The 20,767-nt window shown below is 63.5% G+C and carries 18 protein-coding genes; 12 read left to right on the top strand and 6 right to left on the bottom strand.

Annotation, left to right across the window (positions count from 1 at the left end; all coding sequences use genetic code 11):
- Positions 1–192 precede the first annotated feature (192 nt).
- The 6 genes from ABIB78_RS04220 (at position 193) to ABIB78_RS04195 (ending at position 7,383) form a co-directional block, all read left to right on the top strand.
- Positions 193–2,160, top strand: a complete 1,968-nt coding sequence (locus ABIB78_RS04220; protein WP_429022987.1) for an AMP-binding protein — start codon at positions 193–195, stop codon at positions 2,158–2,160.
- Positions 2,157–2,942: an ABC transporter ATP-binding protein gene (locus ABIB78_RS04215; protein WP_429021814.1), complete on the top strand. Its 786-nt coding sequence runs from the start codon at positions 2,157–2,159 to the stop codon at positions 2,940–2,942. Before ABIB78_RS04220 ends, ABIB78_RS04215 begins: the two co-directional genes overlap by 4 nt.
- 9 nt (positions 2,943–2,951) lie before the next feature.
- Positions 2,952–3,881: a branched-chain amino acid ABC transporter permease gene (locus ABIB78_RS04210; protein ID WP_429021812.1), complete on the top strand. Its 930-nt coding sequence runs from the start codon at positions 2,952–2,954 to the stop codon at positions 3,879–3,881.
- 15 nt (positions 3,882–3,896) lie between these two features.
- Positions 3,897–5,024 (top strand): branched-chain amino acid ABC transporter permease, encoded by a 1,128-nt coding sequence (locus ABIB78_RS04205; protein WP_429021811.1) that lies wholly within the window; start codon positions 3,897–3,899, stop codon positions 5,022–5,024.
- Positions 5,025–5,135: 111 nt separating this feature from the next.
- Positions 5,136–6,464 carry an ABC transporter substrate-binding protein gene (locus ABIB78_RS04200; RefSeq protein WP_429021809.1) on the top strand — a complete coding sequence of 443 codons (1,329 nt, stop codon included), beginning with the start codon at positions 5,136–5,138 and terminating at the stop codon, positions 6,462–6,464.
- Positions 6,465–6,540: 76 nt separating this feature from the next.
- Positions 6,541–7,383 (top strand): ABC transporter ATP-binding protein, encoded by an 843-nt coding sequence (locus tag ABIB78_RS04195; protein WP_429021806.1) that lies wholly within the window; start codon positions 6,541–6,543, stop codon positions 7,381–7,383.
- A gap of 215 nt (positions 7,384–7,598) precedes the next feature.
- Here the strand turns inward: ABIB78_RS04195 and guaB are convergent, their stop codons facing one another.
- Together guaB and ABIB78_RS04185 are read right to left on the bottom strand one after the other, a co-directional pair.
- On the bottom strand, positions 7,599–9,089 hold the full coding sequence (gene guaB, locus ABIB78_RS04190) for an IMP dehydrogenase (protein ID WP_429021804.1): 1,491 nt from the start codon (positions 9,087–9,089) through the stop codon (positions 7,599–7,601).
- 168 nt (positions 9,090–9,257) lie between these two features.
- Positions 9,258–9,509 carry a hypothetical protein gene (locus ABIB78_RS04185; protein WP_018271177.1) on the bottom strand — a complete coding sequence of 84 codons (252 nt, stop codon included), beginning with the start codon at positions 9,507–9,509 and terminating at the stop codon, positions 9,258–9,260.
- Positions 9,510–9,651: 142 nt separating this feature from the next.
- On the opposite strand from ABIB78_RS04185, the gene ABIB78_RS04180 reads away from it, so the two are divergent.
- The 3 genes from ABIB78_RS04180 to ABIB78_RS04170 all read left to right on the top strand — a co-directional run bounded on the left by ABIB78_RS04180 (position 9,652) and on the right by ABIB78_RS04170 (position 12,732).
- Complete coding sequence (locus ABIB78_RS04180) at positions 9,652–11,139, top strand: DHA2 family efflux MFS transporter permease subunit (RefSeq protein WP_429021801.1); 1,488 nt, start codon at positions 9,652–9,654, stop codon at positions 11,137–11,139.
- An 829-nt stretch (positions 11,140–11,968) separates the two neighbouring features.
- Positions 11,969–12,424: a phasin family protein gene (locus ABIB78_RS04175; protein ID WP_429021798.1), complete on the top strand. Its 456-nt coding sequence runs from the start codon at positions 11,969–11,971 to the stop codon at positions 12,422–12,424.
- Positions 12,425–12,534: 110 nt separating this feature from the next.
- The gene (locus ABIB78_RS04170) at positions 12,535–12,732 is read left to right on the top strand and encodes a hypothetical protein (protein ID WP_429021796.1); all 198 of its coding nucleotides are present in this window, start codon (positions 12,535–12,537) and stop codon (positions 12,730–12,732) included.
- Positions 12,733–12,757: 25 nt separating this feature from the next.
- On the opposite strand, the gene ABIB78_RS04165 is transcribed toward ABIB78_RS04170, so the two are convergent.
- Positions 12,758–13,753, bottom strand: coding sequence for a Crp/Fnr family transcriptional regulator (locus ABIB78_RS04165; protein ID WP_429021794.1), 996 nt, complete (start codon positions 13,751–13,753; stop codon positions 12,758–12,760).
- Positions 13,754–13,913: 160 nt separating this feature from the next.
- On the opposite strand from ABIB78_RS04165, the gene ABIB78_RS04160 reads away from it, so the two are divergent.
- Positions 13,914–14,687 (top strand): COG4705 family protein, encoded by a 774-nt coding sequence (locus ABIB78_RS04160; protein WP_429021792.1) that lies wholly within the window; start codon positions 13,914–13,916, stop codon positions 14,685–14,687.
- Positions 14,688–14,697: 10 nt separating this feature from the next.
- On the opposite strand, the gene ABIB78_RS04155 is transcribed toward ABIB78_RS04160, so the two are convergent.
- Together ABIB78_RS04155 and ABIB78_RS04150 are read right to left on the bottom strand one after the other, a co-directional pair.
- Complete coding sequence (locus tag ABIB78_RS04155; protein WP_429021789.1) at positions 14,698–15,381, bottom strand: RlmE family RNA methyltransferase; 684 nt, start codon at positions 15,379–15,381, stop codon at positions 14,698–14,700.
- A 168-nt stretch (positions 15,382–15,549) separates the two neighbouring features.
- A complete protein-coding gene (locus tag ABIB78_RS04150) occupies positions 15,550–16,593 on the bottom strand; it encodes a Ppx/GppA phosphatase family protein (RefSeq protein WP_429021787.1) in 1,044 nt (347 codons plus the stop codon).
- A 209-nt stretch (positions 16,594–16,802) separates the two neighbouring features.
- Here ABIB78_RS04150 and ABIB78_RS04145 point away from each other — a divergent pair, with 209 nt between their 5' ends.
- Positions 16,803–19,175, top strand: coding sequence for a xanthine dehydrogenase family protein molybdopterin-binding subunit (locus tag ABIB78_RS04145; protein ID WP_429021784.1), 2,373 nt, complete (start codon positions 16,803–16,805; stop codon positions 19,173–19,175).
- A 163-nt stretch (positions 19,176–19,338) separates the two neighbouring features.
- On the opposite strand, the gene ABIB78_RS04140 is transcribed toward ABIB78_RS04145, so the two are convergent.
- The gene (locus ABIB78_RS04140; RefSeq protein WP_429021782.1) at positions 19,339–20,130 is read right to left on the bottom strand and encodes a hypothetical protein; all 792 of its coding nucleotides are present in this window, start codon (positions 20,128–20,130) and stop codon (positions 19,339–19,341) included.
- 136 nt (positions 20,131–20,266) lie between these two features.
- On the opposite strand from ABIB78_RS04140, the gene ABIB78_RS04135 reads away from it, so the two are divergent.
- Entirely contained in the window at positions 20,267–20,764 is a 498-nt protein-coding gene (locus tag ABIB78_RS04135; protein WP_429021779.1) for a YaiI/YqxD family protein, read from the top strand.
- Positions 20,765–20,767: the final 3 nt, after the last annotated feature.

The following is a 20,767-nucleotide window of genomic DNA, read 5'->3' as shown; positions in this document are numbered from 1 at the left end:
AGTGGCAGCCGGTAGATCCATCCCTGTCGCGCGCCCGCGCAGGAACGCCATCTATCAATCTGCCACTTGTCGGACTTTCGATCCGTTGTAATGTCGGAGCGTGCGGCACTCGCATGGCTGCTGCCCAAAACGGGCCGGCATCACCACAAGCAGGGGCGAACCAACGCGCCGGTTTTTGGGATCGAGACCGACATGGCCGGCGGATCGTTTGATACGTTCCCCAAATTGCTGCTGCGAAATGCCGCGCAGTTTGGCACGCGTCCGGCGTTTCGGCACAAGGATCTTGGCATCTGGCAGAGCTGGACCTGGGCTCAAGTTGCCGAGATCGTGCGCGCCTACGCCGCGGGCTTGCATCGCCTTGGCTTGCGGCAAGGCGATACGATCGCCGTAGTTGGCTCAAATCGGCCGAAGCTTTACTGGACCATGATGGCAGCGCAGGTGCTGCGCGCCATTCCCGTTCCGGTCTATTCAGATGCCGTGGCGGATGAGCTTGCCTTTGTTCTCGCTCATGCCGACGCGAAGCTCGTCGCAGCGCAGGACCAGGAGCAGGTCGACAAGGTCTTGTCCGTCTCCGACCGACTGCCGCAACTCAACAAGATTGTCTACGACGAGCCGCGCGGCCTTGACGCCTATGACCACAGTCGACTGATCGCAATCGGCGCCATTATCGAGGACGGCCGCGCCGCGTTTGCGGCCGACCCAGCGCTTGGCGTACGGATCGATGAATCCATCCGGGCGGGCAACGGTTCGGACATCGCGGTCATCCTCTACACGTCGGGAACGACCGGCGCACCGAAGGGCGTCATGCTGTCGGCGCGAGGCTGCATCGATGCTGCGACCGACACCACGCGGTTCGACAAGTTGACCGACCAGGACGTGGTGCTCGCCTATCTGCCGCTGGCTTGGGCGGGCGATCATTACGTCAGTTATGTGCAAGGCGTGGTGGCCGGATTCTGTATAGCGTGTCCCGAGAGCGGCGACACAATCGAGCAGGATCGGCTTGAGATAGGACCAACCTTCTACCTGGCCCCGCCACGCGGTTTCGAGGCCATGCTGACGCGGCTGATGGTCCGGATGGAGGACGCAGCGCCGATCAAGCGGCGATTGTTCAGCTACTTTCTAGACGTCGCGCGGCGGTATGGCGAGCAAGTCTTGACGGGACGTCCGGTGCCGCTGTCAGGCCGATTGCTCTATGCGCTCGGGCGCTGGCTGGTCTACGAGCCGCTCAAGAACGTTCTTGGCCTGTCGCTGGTGCGCGTCGCATACACTGGGGGCGAAGCTATCGGTCCGGATCTGTTCGCGTTCTACCGCTCGATCGGACTGAACCTGAAACAGCTCTACGGCCAGACCGAAGCGTTCCTCTACGTAACGTGCCAGCCCGATGGCGAAATTTACTCGGATACGGTCGGTCCGCCGGCGCCCAACGTTGACATTCGCATTGCGGAGTCGGGCGAAGTGCAGTTTCGCTCGCCGGGCATGTTCCTCGGATACTTCAAGGATCAGGCAAGGACCGCGGAAGCTATGACGTCCGACGGATACGTCAGGACCGGCGATGCGGGCTTTTTCGACGAGAAGACTGGGCATCTGAAGATCATCGATCGTGCGAAGGATGTGGGTCGGCTGACCGACGGCACGATGTTTGCCCCGAAATACCTTGAGAACAGACTGAAGTTCTATCCCAATATCAAGGAAGCGATCACGTTCGGCGACTCCAGAGAGTTCGTTTGCGCCATGCTCAACATCGACCCGGTCGCCGTCGCGAATTGGGCCGAACGCAACAATGTCGCCTACGGATCCTATCAGGAGCTTGCCGGGCATCCGCTGGTCTATGACACGGTCGCGAAAGACGTTGCCGCGGTGAACCGCTCTCTGGCCGGGGAAGCGGTGCTTGCGGGCGCCCAGATTCGCCGCTTTCTCATTCTGCACAAGGAACTCGACGCGGATGACGGCGAACTGACCCGCACGCAAAAGGTGCGCCGCCGCTTCGTTGCCGAACGCTATGCACCGTTGGTCACGGCACTCTACAGCGGAGCGCAAGACGGCGACATTTCCACGGAAGTGACTTTTGAGGACGGCCGGAAGGGCACGATCGCGGCACGGGTCAAGATTCGCGACATGCAAGCCGTCGGTCCGGCAGAATCCCTGGGAAGAGCAGCATGAGAGCGCCGGACACCAACGAAATCCTGCTGCAGGTCGAGGGCGTGGCACTGGCGTTCGGCGGCGTCAAGGCGCTGCGGGACGTTTCGTTCAACGTCAGAAAGGGTGAAATTCGAGCCATCATCGGCCCCAACGGCGCCGGCAAAACCTCGATGCTGAACGTCGTCAACGGCTTCTATCATCCCAACCACGGCGCCATCACCTTCAAGGGGCGCACCCGGGCCAGAATGCAGCCCTTCGAGGCGGCACGCGGCGGCATCGCACGCACCTTTCAGAATGTCGCCCTGTTCAAGGGCATGAGCGCGCTCGACAACATCATGGCAGGCCGCAGCCTGAAGGTGCGCCGGGGGCTGTTGTGGCAGGTGCTGCGTTATGGCCCTGCCCTCGCAGAGGAGGTTGAGCATCGGCGCAAGGTCGAGGAGATCATCGACTTTCTGGAGATCGAGACAATCCGCAAGGTACCGGTTGGGCGTTTGCCATACGGCTTGCAGAAGCGTGTCGAACTCGGTCGCGCCCTAGCGATGGAGCCCGAACTTCTTCTCCTCGACGAGCCGATGGCAGGCATGAACCTCGAGGAGAAGGAGGACATGTCGCGGTTCATCACTGATGTGAACAACCATTACGGCACGACCATCGCCCTGATCGAGCACGACATGGCCGTGGTCATGGATCTGTCGGATCGCGTAGCGGTGCTTGATCACGGCGTAAAGATCGCCGACGGCACGCCTGATGAAGTGAAGAGAAGTCAAGCCGTCATCGACGCGTATCTTGGCGTCGCGCATTGAGGTGCGTCCATGATCGCACTGGGTCAGTTTCTCGAGGTCCTTATCGGCGGATTGATGTCCGGCGTGCTCTATTCGCTGGTCGCGCTCGGCTTCGTGCTGATCTTCAAGGCATCCGGCGTATTTAACTATGCTCAGGGAGCAATGGTATTGCTGGCGGGATTGGCGCTGGTTCGCTCCCTCGACCTCCTGGTCGCCAACGGCCTTCCGCTTTGGGTCGCGGTCGTCCTCGCTATCGGCTTTGCCGCCGTGATCATGGCGGCAACGGCCTGGCTCATCGAGCGGTTCGTGATCGGACCTCTCGTCAACCAGGACGGCCTGACGCTGTTCATGTCGACGATCGGCGTGACATTCGTCATCGAGGGCGCCGCGGAGATGATCTTCGGATCGGATGTCTACCCGTTGCGGCTGTTCCCGACCGACGCCTGGTTCTTGTTTGAAGGCCTGTTCCCGGGTGGGATTCTGGTCAACAAGCTGGATGTCTGGGGCGCGTTGATCGCAGGCGTCCTGGTCGCCGGCCTCGCAATTTTCTTTCAGCGTACCAAGACTGGTCGCGCACTCAGGGCCGTGGCCGACGACCATTTGGCCGCGCATTCAGTCGGGATCCCGATCAGTTGGATCTGGTTCGTCGTCTGGCTTGCCGCCGGCCTCGTTGCGCTGGTCGCGGCGACCGTGTGGGGGACCAAGCTCGGCGTGCAGTTCTCCATCACTTTTCTCGCGCTGAAGGCGCTGCCGGTTCTGATAATCGGCGGCCTCACCTCGATTCCGGGAGCCATCGTTGGCGGGCTCATCGTGGGGGCGGGCGAGAAGCTTGCCGAGGCGTATCTAGGGCCATCAATCGGTGGCGGTATCGAATATTGGTTTGCGTTTGTGCTGGCGTTGGCGGTGCTGCTCGTGCGGCCGCAGGGGCTGTTCGGCGAGCGGATCATCGAACGTATCTGAGAAGAGGAGTTCGTTGTGCTTTATCGCGAGGCCGGCCAGTTCAAGACGAGCTACGCGGAGGACATGGCGATCTTTCCGATCCGTCAGGACCGTATTGCGCTCGCCGTCTTGCTCGCGATCGCTTTCGTCGGCGTGCCGCTGTTGGCCTCCCTCCATATCTGGCCGTTCCGCACCGACTATCTGTTGTGGGCGATCCTGCTGCCCTTCCTTATCCTGGCGCTCGCCGCCATCGGGACCAACATTCTCGTCGGCTATTGCGGCCAAATTTCGCTCGGCAGCGGCGCGTTCATGGCCGTCGGCGCCTATTCCGCCTACAAGATGGCGACAGGCGTTCATATCCCGCTTGCCTGGCTTGGCTTCACGATCTCGATGCCGCCGCTGCCCGTGCTGGTATCCATTCTGCTTGGCGGGTTCATGGCGGCGGGTGCCGGAATCCTGTTCGGCATTCCCAGTCTGCGGATCAAGGGTCTCTACCTTGCGGTCGCAACGCTCGCCGCGCAGTTCTTCTTCGATTGGGCGTTCCTGCGAATTCCGTGGTTCACCAACTACGCCCCGTCGGGATCGGTCAATGCACCGTCGCTGGATTTCTTCGGTATGGTCGTTCGCACGCCGGTCGAGCGCTACCTGCTGTGCCTGCTCTTCGTGACCGTGATGGCGGTGTTGGCAAAGAACCTCGTTCGCGGAAATCTCGGCAGGCAGTGGATGGCGATCCGCGACATGGATATTGCCGCCGAACTGATCGGCATCCGGCCGCTCTACGCAAAACTCACGGCTTTCGCGGTCTCTTCGTTCATCATCGGGGTGGCGGGTGCGCTCTGGGCGTTCGTCTACCTCGGTTCATGGGAGCCGCTTGCCTTCTCGATCGACCGCTCGCTGGAGCTTCTGTTCATGGTCATCATCGGCGGGCTCGGATCGATCATGGGTTCGTTCATCGGGGCGGCCTTCATCCTCGTCGTGCCGATCATGCTGAATGTGATTCCAAGCGAACTCGGCCTGCCACTGTCGACGCAAACGATCACGCACCTCGAATTCATCATCTTCGGATCGTTGATCTGCTATCTTCTGATCAAGGAACCCCGTGGCTTCGCCCGGCTGATATCGATCGGCAAGGAGAAGCTCAGACTTTGGCCGTTTCCATATTGAAGCAGCGATCGCGCCTTTATCGCAGCGCGGATAGCGACCGCTAGCAGAGAAGGAAGGACAACAAAGCCCCCGGATGGAAAAAGAGGGGTTCAAAAGAGGAGAATTATCAACATGGCAGCTATTGTACGCAATGTATTGATACTGACGGCGGCCATTCTGTCTGGCGCGCCGTTCGCCGCACCGGCCGCAGCGCAAAACGAGCAGTTCGTCCCGATTCTGTCCTACCGGACAGGGCCGTACGCCGTGAACGGCGCGCCTTATGCAAACGGCGTTGCCGACTACTACAAACTGATCAACGAACGCGACGGCGGCATCAACGGCGTCAAGCTTCTGGTCGAGGAGTGCGAGACCGCCTACGCGACCGACAAGGGGGTCGAGTGTTACGAGCGCCTCAAGGGCAAGGGGCCGACCGGCGCGGCCTTCATCAATCCGCTGTCGACCGGCATCACCTTCGCGCTCACCGAAAAGACCGCGACCGACAAGATCCCGATCATCACGATGGGGTACGGCCGTGCCGATTCCAAGAACGGCGCGGTATTCCCGTACAACTTCCCGCTGCTCGGCACCTACTGGTCCGCGGCGGATATCGCGATCCAGCACGTCGCCAAGGAGCTCGGCGGGTTCGACAAGCTGAAAGGCAGGAAGATTTCGCTACTGTATCACGACAGCCCGTATGGCAAGGAGCCAATCCCGATGCTGCAGGTGTTGGCCCAGAAATACGGCTTTGAGTTCACGCCGATCCCGGTCACGCACCCCGGCGTCGAGCAGAAGTCGCAATGGCTGGCGATCCGCCAGAATCGGCCGGACTATGTGCTGGTCTGGGGCTGGGGCGTCATGAACAGCACGGCAATCAAGGAAGCGGCGTCCGTCGCCTATCCGCGCGACAAGATGATCGGTGTTTGGTGGTCTGGCGCAGAGCCGGATGTGACGCCGGCAGGTGATCAGGCCGCCGGCTACAAGTCGCTGATGCTTCAGCATGGCGCAGGAAAATATCCAGTGCACGCCGACATGGAGAAGTACGTCTACGCCAAGGGCAAGGGTTCGACGGAACCTGGCAAGATCGGCGAAGTTCTCTACAACCGCGGCATCACGAACGCCATGCTCGGCGTGGAGGCGATCCGCAAGGCACAGGAAAAGTTCGGCAAGAAACCGCTGACGGGCGAGCAGGTCCGTTGGGGGCTTGAGAACCTCATCCTGACTGATGCACGTATAAAGGAACTCGGCTTTGAGGGTATGTTGAAGCCGGTCAGCATTTCCTGCTCCGACCACGAGGGCGCGCGCTACGGGCGCGTCCAGCAATGGGATGGCAAGGGTTGGAAAGTGATCTCCGACTGGTACACGGCTGACGAATCGCTCATCGAACCGCTCGTCGCCGATGTGTCCGCGAAGTATGCCGCGGAGAAGAAGATCAAGCCGCGCGACTGCGCGAAGGAAACCTGAGCCCGTGTAGGTGATCCGGGAGGCAGGTTTGCCTGCTCCCGGATCCCGGAAGGTGCAACTGCTTGGAGGTCCACGCGTGTCAAACGCCAAGGCGGTCACCGCTGCGACGGAATCGGCAGCCCTGATTCTATCGGTCAACAATATCGAGGCTGTCTACGATCATGTCATCCTCGTGTTGAAGGGCGTCTCGCTGGAGGTCCCGCGGGGCCGCATTGTCGCGCTTCTCGGCGCCAACGGCGCCGGCAAGACGACGACGCTGAAGGCGATCTCCAATCTGCTGCATGCAGAGCGCGGCGAGGTCACCAAGGGGTCGATCCTGTTCAACGGCATCGAGGTGAAGTCCCTGTCGCCAAACGACGTGGTGCGACGCGGCTGCATTCAGGTGATGGAGGGCCGGCGTGCCTTCCCTCATCTTACGGTCGAGGAAAACCTCCTGACCGGCGCCTTTACGCGGACGGATGGCAAGTTCGCGATCGCGCAGGACCTTGAACGGGTCTACGCCTATTTTCCCCGCCTCAAAGAGCGGCGCAGTTCCACCGCCGGCTATACGTCGGGCGGCGAACAGCAGATGTGCGTGATTGGCCGCGCGCTGATGTCGCGCCCGAAGATGATCCTGCTCGACGAACCGTCGATGGGCCTCGCGCCGCAAATCGTCGAAGAGATCTTCGAGATCGTGAAAGATCTCAACGCCAAGGAAGGTGTATCCTTTCTTCTCGCCGAGCAGAACACCAATATGGCGCTCAGATATGCGAGCCACGGCTACATCCTCGAAAATGGCCGCGTGGTGATGGACGGCGAAGCGCACGCGCTCGCCGCAAACGAGGACGTCAAGGAGTTCTATCTTGGCGTCGCCGGCGACAAACGAAAATCATATCGCGATGTGAAGCACTACAAGCGACGCAAGCGTTGGCTCGCTTAGCATTTGCACGGGCCGGTGATCGGCGGCCTGGTGGTCCGCTTGCGGCCCTTCGCTTCCGGCGAAAGCCGTGATCCACTGCGACGGCGTGAACTCGAGACCGTTTCTGACGGCAAACTCATTGTCCGCTCAATCCCCGGAATCTCGAGATTCTCAGGCGCGCAAGTGCGCGCCTGAGTTCGATAATTCGCATCGCCCCGGAATGACGTGGAGTAGGCTTACGCGCCGCCCGGGTAGTTCGGGGATTCGCGCGTGATGGTCACGTCGTGGACGTGGCTCTCGCGCAGGCCGGCGCCGGTGATACGCACGAACTCGGCCTTGTCGTGGAAGTCCCTGATGTCCTTCGCGCCGACATAACCCATCGCGGCGCGAAGGCCGCCGGCGAGCTGATGCATGACGTTGCCGACCGGACCCTTGTAGGGCACCTGGCCCTCGATGCCCTCGGGCACCAGCTTCAGCGTATCCTTGATATCCTGCTGGAAGTAGCGGTCGGCCGAGCCGCGCGCCATCGCGCCGACCGAGCCCATGCCGCGATAGGCCTTGTAGGAGCGGCCCTGCCACAGGAACACTTCGCCCGGCGTCTCGTCGGTGCCGGCGAGCAGCGAGCCGACCATCGCGATGTCAGCACCGGCGGCAAGCGCCTTGGCGAGGTCGCCGGAATATTTGATGCCGCCGTCGGCGATCACGGGCACGTCGGCCTTCTTCGCCGCCGCGACCGCATCCATGATCGCGGTCAGTTGCGGCACGCCGACGCCGGCGACGATGCGCGTGGTGCAGATCGAGCCGGGGCCGATGCCGACCTTGATGCAGTCAGCCCCCGCATCGATCAGCGCCTGCGCGCCGTCCGAGGTCGCGACATTGCCGGCCACGACCTGCACGGCGTTGGAGAGCCGCTTGATGCGGTTGACGGCATTGAGGACATGCCGCGAATGACCGTGCGCGGTATCGACCACGACGACGTCGACGCCGGCATCGATCAGCCGCTCGGTGCGCTCATAGCCGGTCTCGCCCACCGTGGTGGCGGCGGCGACGCGCAAGCGGCCGTGCTCGTCCTTGCAGGCGAGCGGATGGGCGACCGCCTTCTCGATGTCCTTCACGGTGATCAGTCCGACGCAGCGATATTGGTCGTCGACGACGAGCAGCTTTTCGATGCGATGCTGGTGCAGCATCCGCTTCGCCTCGTCCTGGCTGACGCCCTCGCGCACCGTCACGAGGTTCTCGTGCGTCATCAGTTCCGAGACCCTCTGCCTGGGATCGCTGGCAAAGCGCACGTCGCGGTTGGTCAGGATGCCGACCAGCTTGCCCGGCACGTTCTTGGCCGCACCCGTGACGACCGGGATGCCGGAGATGCCGTGATCCTTCATCAGCGTCAGCGCGTCCGACAGCGTGGCGTCAGGACCAATGGTGAGCGGATTGACCACCATGCCGGATTCGAACTTCTTCACCTGTCGCACCTGGGTAGCCTGACCTTCGGGGTCGAAATTGCGATGGATGACGCCGAGGCCGCCGGCCTGCGCCATCGCAATCGCCATGCGCGCCTCGGTGACGGTATCCATCGCGGACGCCATGATCGGGATGTTGAGTTGGATCGCGCGGGTGACGCGTGAGCGGATATCGACTTCCGAGGGAAGGACGTCGGACAGACCGGGCTTCAGAAGCACATCGTCGAACGTGTAGGCTTCGCGGATAGCCTGAAATCCCGTGGCCATTGCCAACTCCTTTCGGCGGCCGCAGCCGCGATAATCTTACGGATGAACGCCGCCTGCGGCGACGCTCGCTGCGTCACCGTCGAATCGGCGCCCATCGATGGGGTTGACGCTGGTCGATAGCATGGCGGCATGACGAATCAAAGTGTTTGCCAGCCATGCACAGGCTTTTTACGGGGCCCGGTAGCCGGGCGGCGGCCCGTGGCGGCGGATCGCCTCGACCATTTCGCGGTGGCGCCGGTCCTCCCGCTTCATGTGGACCGCGATGACAGCATGGGCCGACGGCACCAGCAGCAATACGTGGAAAAACAGCCCGAAAACCGCGCAAAATACGATCAGAACCAGATTGAAAATGGCCGAAAACGGCTGTCCGTTCAGGAGCAGCCCGATCGGCGGCAGCAGAGCGGCAAGGACGTAGATCACGGCACGACACCTCAAACGCTGGCGGATGCATACCAGCGTCACGCAGGATCTAGGTGGTTTGGCCGGTTCCGCAATAGCGTGGCCGGGGGCAGGATGATACAGCCCCCTCGCCCGCCTTTTTCAGCACAGCCGTCCCATTTTGATGAACAAGCAACGCCTGATCCCGCTCATCGTGGCCACCGCTCTCTTTATGGAGAACATGGATTCCACTGTGATCGCGACCTCGCTGCCGGCGATCGCGGCCGATATCGGCACCAGCCCCCTGACGCTGAAGCTCGCGATCACGTCCTATCTGCTGTCGCTCGCGGTGTTCATCCCGGCGAGCGGCTGGACAGCGGACCGCTTCGGCGCCCGCATCGTGTTTGCCGGCGCCGTCGCCGTGTTCATGCTCGGCTCGATCGGCTGCGCGCTGTCCTCCTCGGTGACCGATTTCGTGTTCGCCCGCATCCTGCAGGGCCTCGGCGGCGCGATGATGACACCGGTCGGGCGGCTGGTGCTATTACGCTCGGTCGACAAGAGCGCGCTGGTCAATGCGATGGCCTGGGTGACGGTGCCGGCGCTGATAGGCCCGGTCATCGGGCCGCCGCTCGGCGGCTTCATCACCACTTATTTCTCCTGGCACTGGATCTTCCTGATCAACATCCCGATCGGGCTGCTCGGCATCTTCCTGGCGCTTAAATACATCGACCCGATCAAGAGCGAAGACCCTGAACGCTTCGATCTCATGGGGCTGGTGCTGGCCGGCGTAGGCCTCGCCGGCATCGCCTTCGGGCTTTCGGTCGCCGGCCTCAATCTCTTGCCGTGGCCGATCGTCGCCGCATTGGTCGGGGTCGGCACGGTGTCGATGACGCTCTACGTCCTGCACGCGCGGCGCACCGGGTCGCCGGTGCTCGATTTCGGGTTGCTGCGGCTTCCGACCATGCGCGCATCGATCGTCGGCGGCTTCATGTTCCGGCTCGGCATCGGTGCGCTGCCGTTCCTCTTGCCGCTGCTGATGCAGGTCGGCTTCGGCCTGTCGCCGTTCCAATCCGGTCTCGTCACCTTTGCTTCGGCGGTCGGCGCCATGGGCATGAAGACGCTGGCGGCGCGCATCATCCGCGCCTTCGGCTTCCGCAACATGATGACCGTCAATGCGGTGGTCAGTTCGGCCTTCCTCGCCGCCTGCGCCCTGTTCACGATCTCGACGCCGCTGATGCTGATCTTCATCATCCTGGTGGTCGGCGGCTTCTTCCGCTCGCTGCAGTTCACCGCGATCAACACCGTGGCTTATGCCGAGGTCGAGGCCCCGCAGATGAGCCGGGCCACCACCCTCGTCAGCGTCAATCAGCAGCTCGCGGTGTCCGCAGGCGTCGCGGTCGGCGCGTTCTCTGTTGAAAGCACGCTGGCGCTGCATCACCAGACCGAGCTCTCCGCCGATGTGTTCGCGCCGGCTTTCATCGTGGTCTCGTTGATCTCGGCGGCCTCGGCCTGGTTCTTCTGGCAGATGCCGGTCGACGCCGGCAACGAAATCGCCGGCCGCAAGGCGATCGACATCTCGAGCCGCAAGGGCGCCGAGAAGCGCGCCGCCACCGAAGCCGTCAAGGTCGCGACGGAGGACACCCAGAACGCGCGGGATCAGCGGCTCGGCTAGCTAGTCGAGCACGAGCTGCTCGCGAGGCACGGCACGAGTACGCTGTCCGGTCTCGGCCGGGCCCTTACGGGTGGCCGGTCATTCCGGTCGTCTGTCGTCGATCCGGACGTTCAACAAGTTCGTATGTGGGAACGTGGGTCGCTTCCAGCCACGATTCCAGCGCAGCTCCGCAGACCGTGCAGATCGCGTCACCCGTATGCGGCACCAAGAACTTCTCTTCAGTGCGTCTGTACCTGGCGCCGCAATTGCATTGAACAATTGTCGCCATTGCCGAACTATGCGCTTGGGAGCGCCGGTTTTCCAGCCCTATTCCAGCAAACGGCCCCGGTGCGCCACAACCGATGCTGCACCAAGGCCGCCAACCCAGTGGGGGGTTTTCTCCCGGAGGGGCTTGGGGGCTCGGGCCGGGAGCAGAGATTCGACTCCGGCCGCCTGTCGAAGTTCCAATCGATCGCGTTGAAATGTTCGCCTGCGCGTGTCCCGATCAGGACGGCGCCGGGCCGCCAAATCTGCGGATGCAAAGCAGTCGAGACGTCCGGCCGCAAGCGCGTCGCCAACGCTGCGATCGGCGAGCGCCGGAACGGCCAGCGGCTGGCTGGATGCACCGCCGCCTACCATCCCGGCAAAAATTTTTTCCCGAGTGTCAGAAAGCGAACGGAAGCACGGCCGCCGATCGTACATAGTTCGCCTCGAGCGGACACGCGGTGACCGCGCATCGGCAGAAATCATGCAGGAGGAAACGCTTCAGCTTCTCTTCCGTGGCGTCCGTACGCCAGGGAAGGTCCGGATTTTCCTTTGATTGAGTTTCGCTTGAAGAGGATCAGAGCCAGTGAGTGACGCACATACGAATGAAGTGAGCGACAATTCGAAAGTCGGCTTCGGCCTGCCCCTGTTGGCGCTGCCCAGGGCCTTCCAGGGCATCGCCGAGCAAAATGCAGCGCGCGCCAAAGAACAGTTCGAGAAGGCCAAGGAGGCCTCGGCGGAAATCTCCCTCCTGCTCAGGGAAGCATATTCGATCAACACCAAGGGCACCGCGGATTATGCGGCCAAGCTGGTCGATATCTCGAGCGCCAACGTCAGTTCGGCCCTCGCCTTCATGACCGATCTTGTCGGCACCAGATCGCTCTCGGAAGCGATCCAGCTTTCGGCCGACCATGGCCGCAGGAATTTCGAGGCCACCACCGCGCAGAACAAGGAGCTTTGGGAGCTCGCCAGGAAGGTCGCGACCGAGACCTCCGAGCCACTCAAGAAGAGTCTTGCAAGGGTGCTGAAGACGCCTTCCTGAGCGAGCCCCTCGCCCCTGAGCCCGTCTGGACAAGCGCCTCCGACCAGAAGAGGCGCCGTCCAGCCGAAGGGGCGCCAAACCAGCAATCCCTGACATTGGAGGAGGACGAGGTGGGCGTGATCATGATCAGATGTCCACGGACAGGCCGCGCGATCACAACCGGCATGAAAGCCGACCGCGAGACATTCCGCTGCAGCGCGGTGTTCTTTTCGCGCACCTACTGCACGATTTGCCGGACCAACCACGAATGGTTTGCCAAGGAAGCCTGGGTCTTTGAGCCCGAAGAGAGGATGCGCAAGGCGTCCTGACATCTGCGCCCGCGTGACAGGCCGATCAATGGCTGCGTGATCGCGAAGTCCCCACCGCACGCGGATGTGCGTGAACCTTGTCGCCATTGGTCCACGGTTGAGCGTGAGAACGCTGCAGCCCATGCGCCGCCGCACCGCGGCCGGACGGTTTCGTTCCTTCGGCCGGAATGATGCGATCGATCCGGTCCCGCATGATCTCGTAGCATTCGCAGGCCGCAGCTTCGAGGCGCGGCCTGTCCACTTCGATCGAACTCCGCCGGTTGGACCGGATCGCGCCCGACGCGCGAAGCTTGTGCACAGCGTGGGTTACAGTCGTTCGCCGCACGCCCAGCAGTTCCGACAGGGTCTCCTGCGTCAGCGGGAGTGTGTCCTGGCCGATCTGATCGTGAATCTGCAGCAGCCAGCGGGCCAGCCGGGTTTCCACCGAGTGCAGCGCATTGCACGCCGCGATATGCTGGAATTGTATCAGCAACGACCGCATATGAAGCTGCACCGTATCCGCGAGCGCGTGGCTTCGCACGAGCGCCGCCTGAAACCGTGCCGGCGAGATCTGCCATGTCGTGCCGGCGATGCGAACCACCGCCGTCATCGGCGAACGTACCGGCCGCACTGTCGACAAGATGCCGGCCGCCCCCTCATTGCCGACCATTGTGGTCGCCACGGCCTGTCCATTCGGCATGTCCATGACGAACGCGATCAATGCCGTACAGGGGAAATGGATCTGTTCGACGGGATCGCCCGATCGCACCAGCACGAGGTCACGTTCGAGCGATACTTTGCGGAGATGAGGCACAAGCAGATCGAAATCTGCGGACGGCAGCGCAGCCAGAAGCCGATTGCCGATCTTCGTCCTATGCTCCATCACGGGAAAACTCCCCAGACGGAGGCGCGGCTCGCTGCATAGATCCTGCGGTGGCATCAGGCCGAGATACACAACGAACAGACTGCGCCGGGAAAATAGAATACGCCGCACGGGAAAGAGTTCCAACAGATTCAGGTTGGCCGCATCTTGCCGAGCCATCGCGCCTCGCCGTGCCCGGTGGCCACGAAGAGTAACTCTGCTGAGGCTTGCCTAACAATTCGGCGCCGTTCGCGGCCGGCTCAAGCATTGTTGAACGCAATGCCGAAACCGCGCCTGCTTTGCGGGATAACGCAGCATTGCCCCCGCAGAGAGACGCCCCATGAATTCGATCGAATACACCAAGAGCAAGGTTCCCGAAGTCACGCTCGTCTTCTGGATCATCAAGATCGCCGCCACCACGCTCGGCGAAACCGGCGGCGACACCGTCACGATGACATTGAGCTGGGGCTACCTGGCCGGGACCATGCTGTTCCTGTTCGTGCTCGCCGCCCTGATTGCCGCGCAGATCGCCGCGAAGGCGTTTCACCCGGTGCTGTATTGGGCCACGATCGTCGCATCGACGACATTCGGCACGACCATGGCCGATTTCGCCGATCGGTCGCTCGGCATCGGCTACACCGGCGGATCGACCCTGCTGCTCTGCCTGCTGCTGCTTACGCTCGGCCTCTGGTACTGGTCGCTCGGCTCGATCTCCGTCAACACCGTGAGCACGCCCAGGGTCGAGCTACTCTACTGGACCGCAATCACGTTCTCGCAGACGCTCGGCACCGCGCTCGGCGACTGGATCGCCGACTCCACCGGGCTCGGCTACGAGGGCGGCGCGCTGGTGTTCGGTGTGGCGCTGGCCGCGATCGCGGCCGCTTACTACTGGACCTCGATCTCGCGCGTGACGCTGTTCTGGGCAGCCTTCATCCTGTCGCGGCCGTTGGGTGCCACGGTCGGCGACCTCCTCGACAAGCCGGTCAGCGACGGTGGTCTCGCGCTGAGCCGCCCGATCGCGTCGGCGGCTCTCGCGGTCTTCATCATCGCCTGCGTGCTGGTCCTGCCGCAGCGCGCCGGATCACACCCGGCGGTGTCCAGAACGACGGCATGACCGTGAGCAATTAGCTGCGCGCGGCGCGAAACCCCGTCGCCAGCACGTAGCGCTCGGAGGAGTCCTGTCGGCTGGCGGCCGGCTTGACGTGGCGAACGGCGGCGAAATCGCGCTTCAGCTGCGTCACCAGTTCGGCGTCGGCGCCGCTCTGGAACACTTTTGCCAAGAACGTGCCGCCAGGGTTGAGCACCTCGCCGGCGAAATGCGCGGCGGTCTCGACCAGGCCGATGATGCGCAGCTGGTCGGTCTTGCGGTGGCCCGTGGTGTTGGCGGCCATATCGGACATCACGAAATCGGCGCGGCCGCCCATCATTGCGATCAGCCTCGCAGGCGCGTCATGGTCGAGGAAGTCGAGCTGCGCGAAGGTGACGCCGGGGATCTCGCCCATCTCCAGCAGATCGATCGCGATCACCTTACCCTTGCCGTCGGCAGCGCCGGTGCGTTTCGCCGCGATCTGGCTCCAGCCGCCGGGCGCGGCGCCGAGGTCAACCACGGTCATGCCCGGCTTGAGCAGGCGATATTTGTCGTCGATCTCAGTGAGCTTGAACGCCGCGCGCGAGCGATAGCCCATCGCCTTGGCCTTGGCGACATAGGGATCGTTGAGCTGGCGCTCGAGCCAGAGTTTTGACGACAGTTTTCGTTTGCCGCCGCTCTTGACCGTGACGTGCAGCCGCCCGGTGGTGTCTTTCGCCATATTGCTTCTCTGCTCCCTCGCCTCGCTCTTGCGGGGAGAGGGTTGGGGTGAGGGGCCGCTTCCGCAATGAAGGTGAGAGATGCGCTCGTGGAGAGTGCCCCTCACCCGGGTTGCATCTTGCGATGCAATCCGGCCTCTCCCCGCAGGCGGGGCGAGGCTAAGGACGCTCTAGCACGCCCGCAGCGCGCCGTCCTCGCGCATCATCTCGACCAGCATGCCCTCGCGCAGGCCGCGATCGGCAACCCGGAGCCGCGGCATCGGGAACGCGTCGCGGATTGCATCGAGGATCGCGCAGCCGGCGAGCACGAGGTCGGCCCGCTCGACGCTGATGCAATTGTTGTGGACGCGCGCCTCGTAGCTCATGCCGAGCAGTTTCTGGATCGTCGCGGTGACGTCGCAATCGTTCATCCAGATGCCGTCGATGCGCCGGCGATCGTAGCGCGACAGATTGAGGAAGACGCCGGCGAGCGTGGTGACGGTGCCCGAGGTACCGAGCATGTGCATGTCGCGCAAATCATTGCCATGCTCGGCCGCGAACGGCGCGACATAGCGCGCGACCTCATCGATCATCCGCGCGTACAGATCCCGGGTGACGTTCTTGCCACCGAAATGTTCGGCCAGCGTGACCACGCCGAGCGGGATCGACATCCACGCCTTGATGCGCGGCGGCGCATCGGGCGCGTCGGGATCGCGCTCGATCCGCACCAGCTCGGTCGAGCCGCCGCCGATGTCGAACAGGATGGCGCCCCGCCCCTTCGGATCGAGCAGCGGCGAGCAGCCGATCACGGCAAGCGTCGCCTCGGTCTCGCGGTCGATCACCTCGAGCTCGATGCCGGTCGCGGCCGCGACGCGCGCGCGAAAACTCTCGGCGTTGCCGGCGGCGCGGCAGGCCTCGGTAGCGATCAGCCGCAGCCGGCGGGCCTTGCGATAGCGGATCTTGTCGCTGCAAATGGCAAGCGCGGCGATCGCCCGCTCGATCGCGGCCTCGCTGATCGTGCCGGTCGCGGCGATGCCCTCGCCGAGCCGGATGATTCGCGAAAATGAGTCGACGACGCGGAACCCGTCGCCGGTGGGACAGGCGATCAACAGCCGGCAATTGTTGGTGCCAAGATCGAGTGCGGCGTAGACGCCGCTTTCCGCGGCTACCGCAACCAACCCTGACGGGGCTTCGCCGGCCGGAGGGCCGTCGCAAAGCCGCACATGGTCATTCATCAAAACTGTCTTTCCGCAGGGCCCAAGGGGAATCCGGGGGCCCGCCGAATATTTGTCGTTCACGGAAACTTTAGCAGCGTCAAAGCCCTGCGCAAACTCCGTTCACATTGGGTCCATGCCCAATCGGGCGTTGTCGTTAAGGGGGGTGTGCGTTATCTCCTCAGCGCCCCCAAACTCCAGCGAATCCGGGCATTTCAGGTCATTTTCCGATGCAAGATCACACGCCGCCCGCCTCCCTCGAAAACGCTATCGCACTGCAAAAATACGGTGTCGGACAGCCTGTTCGACGAAAGGAGGACGACACCCTGGTGCGCGGCAAGGGCAAATACACCGACGATTTCTCCCTGCCCGGCCAGGCCACCTGCTGGATGGTCCGCTCCTCCCATGCCCACGGAATCATCAAGGGGATCGATACGGCAGCCGCCAAGGCGATGCCAGGCGTGCTCGGGGTGTGGACTGGCACCGACCTTGCGGCCGCGGGCTACAAGCCCTTCACCTGCGGCCTGCCGCTGAAGAACCGCGACGGCTCGCCGCTACTGCAGACCAACCGCCCGGCGCTCGTGACCGACAAGGTGCGCTTCGTCGGCGATCCCATCGCCTTCGTGGTCGCGGAGACCGCGGCGCAGGCGCGCGACGCGGCCGAGGCCGTCGAGGTCGACATCGAGCCGCTGCCGGCGGTGACCGACGCGGCCGAAGCGGCCAAGCCCGGGGCGCCGCAGCTCTACGACAACATCCCTGACAACGTCGCGCTCGATTATCACTATGGCGACACCGCCAGGATCGAGGCGGCGTTCGCCGCCGCCGCGCATGTGACCAAGCTCGACATCGTCAACACCCGCGTCGCCGTGGTCTCGATGGAGCCGCGCGTCGCGCTGGCGCATTACGACAACAAGGCCGAACGCTTCACGCTGCAGGTACCGACCCAGGGCGTCTCCGGCAACAAGGCGATCCTGGCGCGCCTGCTCAACGTGCCCGCCGACAAGGTCCGCATCCTCACCGGCAATGTCGGCGGCTCGTTCGGGATGAAGAACCTCAACTATCCCGAATACACCTGCATCGCGCACGCGGCGCGCGAGCTCGGCCGCCCGGTGAAGTGGCTGGACGAACGCTCGACCAGCTTCCTGTCCGACAGCCAGGGCCGCGCGCAGCTGATCCACGCCGAGCTCGCGCTCGATGCCGACGGCAAGTTCCTCGCGGTGCGGCTATCCGGATACGGCAATCTCGGCGCCTACATCACCGGCGTTGCGCCCGGCCCGCTGTCGCTCAATACCGGCAAGAACCTCGCCAGCGTCTACCGTACGCCGCTGCTCGGCGTCGACATCAAGACGGTTTTGACCAACACCACGCTGATGGGCGCCTATCGCGGCGCCGGCCGGCCCGAGGCCAACTACTACATGGAACGGCTGATCGATGCCGCTGCCGACGAGATGGGCATCAACCGCTTCACCTTGCGCAAGCGCAATTTCATCAAGCCGTCGCAGCTGCCGTTTCCGGCCGCCTCCGGCGTCACCTATGACAGCGGCGACTTCGCCGGCGTGTTCCAGAAGGCGCTGGAGATCTCCGACTACGAGAACTTCGCCAAGCGCAAGAAGGAGAGCAGGAAGAGCGGCAAGCTGCGCGGCATCGCCGTCGGCTCCTATCTCGAGGTCACCGCGCCGCCGAGCGGCGAGCTCGGCAAGATCACCTTCGAGCCCGACGGCTCGGTGAAGCTCACCACCGGCACGCTGGATTACGGCCAGGGCCACGCCACGCCCTTCGCGCAGGTGCTGTCCGACCAGCTCGGCGTTCCCTTCGAGAAGATCACGCTCGAACAGGGCGACAGCGATCTGGTGCGCCTCGGCAACGGCACCGGCGGATCGCGCTCGATCACCGCGACGGGGCAAGCGATTGTCGAGGCCTCGGAACTGGTGGTCGAGAAGGGCAAGAAGGCCGCCGCGCACATGCTCGAGGCCTCCGAGGCCGACATCGAGTTCGGCCAGGGCCGCTTCACCATCGCCGGCACCGACCGCTCGATCGGCATCATGGAGCTCGCGGAGCGGATGCGCGACAGCAAGATGCCCGAGGGCACGCCGGAGACGCTCGACGTCGATCACGCCACAAAGGAGACCGCGTCGACCTTCCCGAACGGCTGCCATGTCGCCGAAGTCGAGATCGATCCCGACACCGGCGTGACGCGGATCGTGCGCTACTCGGCGGTCAACGATTTCGGCACCGTGGTCAATCCGATGATCGTCGCCGGCCAGCTGCACGGCGGCGTGGCACAGGGCATCGGCCAGGCGCTAATGGAGGAAGTCAGCTACGACGGCTCGGGCCAGCCGATCACCGGCTCGTTCATGGACTACGCGCTGCCGCGCGCCGGCGACGTGCCGTCGATGCAGGTCGGCGATCATCCCTCGCCGGCGAAATCCAATCCGCTCGGCACCAAGGGCTGCGGCGAAGCCGGCTGCGCCGGCAGCCTCGTCTGCATCGTCAATGCCGTGATCGACGCGCTGTCGGAGTACGGCATCAAGCACATCAACATGCCGCTGACGTCAGAACGCGTCTGGCGCGCGATCCAGGATGCCAAGGCGAAGGTGGCGTAAGGGCGCGCGCTATTACCGCCAACACCACTGTCATCACCCGCGAAAGCGGGTGACCCAGTACTCCAGAGACGTCAGCGATAGGACCGAGAAGCCGCGGCGTACTGGATACCCCGCATCCGCGGGGTATCCAGTTGCGGGTGTGGACGGGTTTTTTGCACCTTCCCTACGCCGCGGCCTGCTCGCGCGGCTGGGTGATCGCGATGTGCCAGCAATGCGCCAGCGGTGTGCCATTGCCGAGCACCAGCGCATCGAGCTCGACGAAACGGTGGCCCTTCTTGTCGTAACTGCCGGTCACCTTGGCGCGCGCCACGAGCTCGTCGCCGATCTTGCCGGCCGACAAGAGCTGCATGCGGGTGCCGACATGGATCCAGGGCCCGAGGATCGCATTGTCGACCAGGACCTTGTTCATCACCCGCGGCAGCAGGCCGGGATGGCCGAGACCTTCGCGCAAGTAGATCGGGTCGGTCTCCCTGATATCGGCGAGATAGTCCTTCGCGGCATCGCCGGACCAATCGCGCGGAATGGTGCCGAGCCACTTGCCCTCTTCGTAGGACGACGCGCTGACCGGCTTGCGCTCGGCAACCGCCGCGACCTGCTTGTAATCGTCGAGCATAAATTTCGGCACTGAAGCCGGCAGCGATGCGGTGCCGGTGGCGCAGAGCTCGCCGCGGCTATGCAGCTCGATCGACAGCCCGTTGCCGGTCTCCTGCCCGGTCAATTCCGCGATCTCGCCGTCATAGACCGGCTTGACGAAGCGCGCCTCGATCAGGCCACGCTCGAGGAAATCGCGGCCCCATTTCTCGACCGGCAGATGCATCATGTAGGCCATCACATCGACGCCGGGCACCAGCCCGCCGGAAAAGCCGAACTTCCGCGCCACCGCGTCGTCGTGAATCTTGTTCTCCGAGAGCTTCGAGGTGTTGTAGGCCGAGACGCGGTAGGTCAGCGAATCCATGGGGTTTTCCCTTATTTCCGTTGTTTTTCCGGTGACAATGGTAGTCGAACAAGGGGGCATGGCAAGCTTCTCGTTCTGCTCGCAATTTTCCGCATCATGGAGTACACGCAGGCCGCGCCTGCCAACCTTGGAATCGATGACTGAAACCCCCGCCCCCACCCGCATTTATGTCGACGCCGACGCCTGCCCGGTGAAGGACGAAATCTATCGCGTCGCGATCCGGCTCGGCGTGCCCGTCAGCGTGGTCGCAGGCAATTTCATCCGCGTGCCGCAAGATCCCTTGATCGAGCGCATCGCCGCCGGTTCCGGCATGGACGCGGCCGACGACTGGATCGCGGAACGCGCGCATGAGGGCGATGTCGTGATCACCGCGGACATTCCGCTGGCGAGCCGCTGCGTCAAGGCCGGCGCCGATGTGATCGCGCCGAACGGCAAGCCGTTCACGGAACAATCGATCGGCATGACGCTCGCGGTCCGCAACCTGATGACCGATCTGCGCTCGTCGGGTGAAATCACCGGTGGGCCGAAATCATACTCTCCGCGCGACCGCTCGACCTTCCTGTCGACGCTCGACCAGACCATCCGCCGCATCCAGCGCCGCCGCGCCGAGCAGGCGGCGACGAACGGGGATTAGCGC

Source organism: Bradyrhizobium sp. I1.14.4, assembly GCF_050435825.1.
Classification (GTDB): domain Bacteria; phylum Pseudomonadota; class Alphaproteobacteria; order Rhizobiales; family Xanthobacteraceae; genus Bradyrhizobium.
The sequence above is the reverse complement of the archived record's forward strand: the minus strand, read 5'-3'. Positions and strand labels throughout refer to the sequence as shown.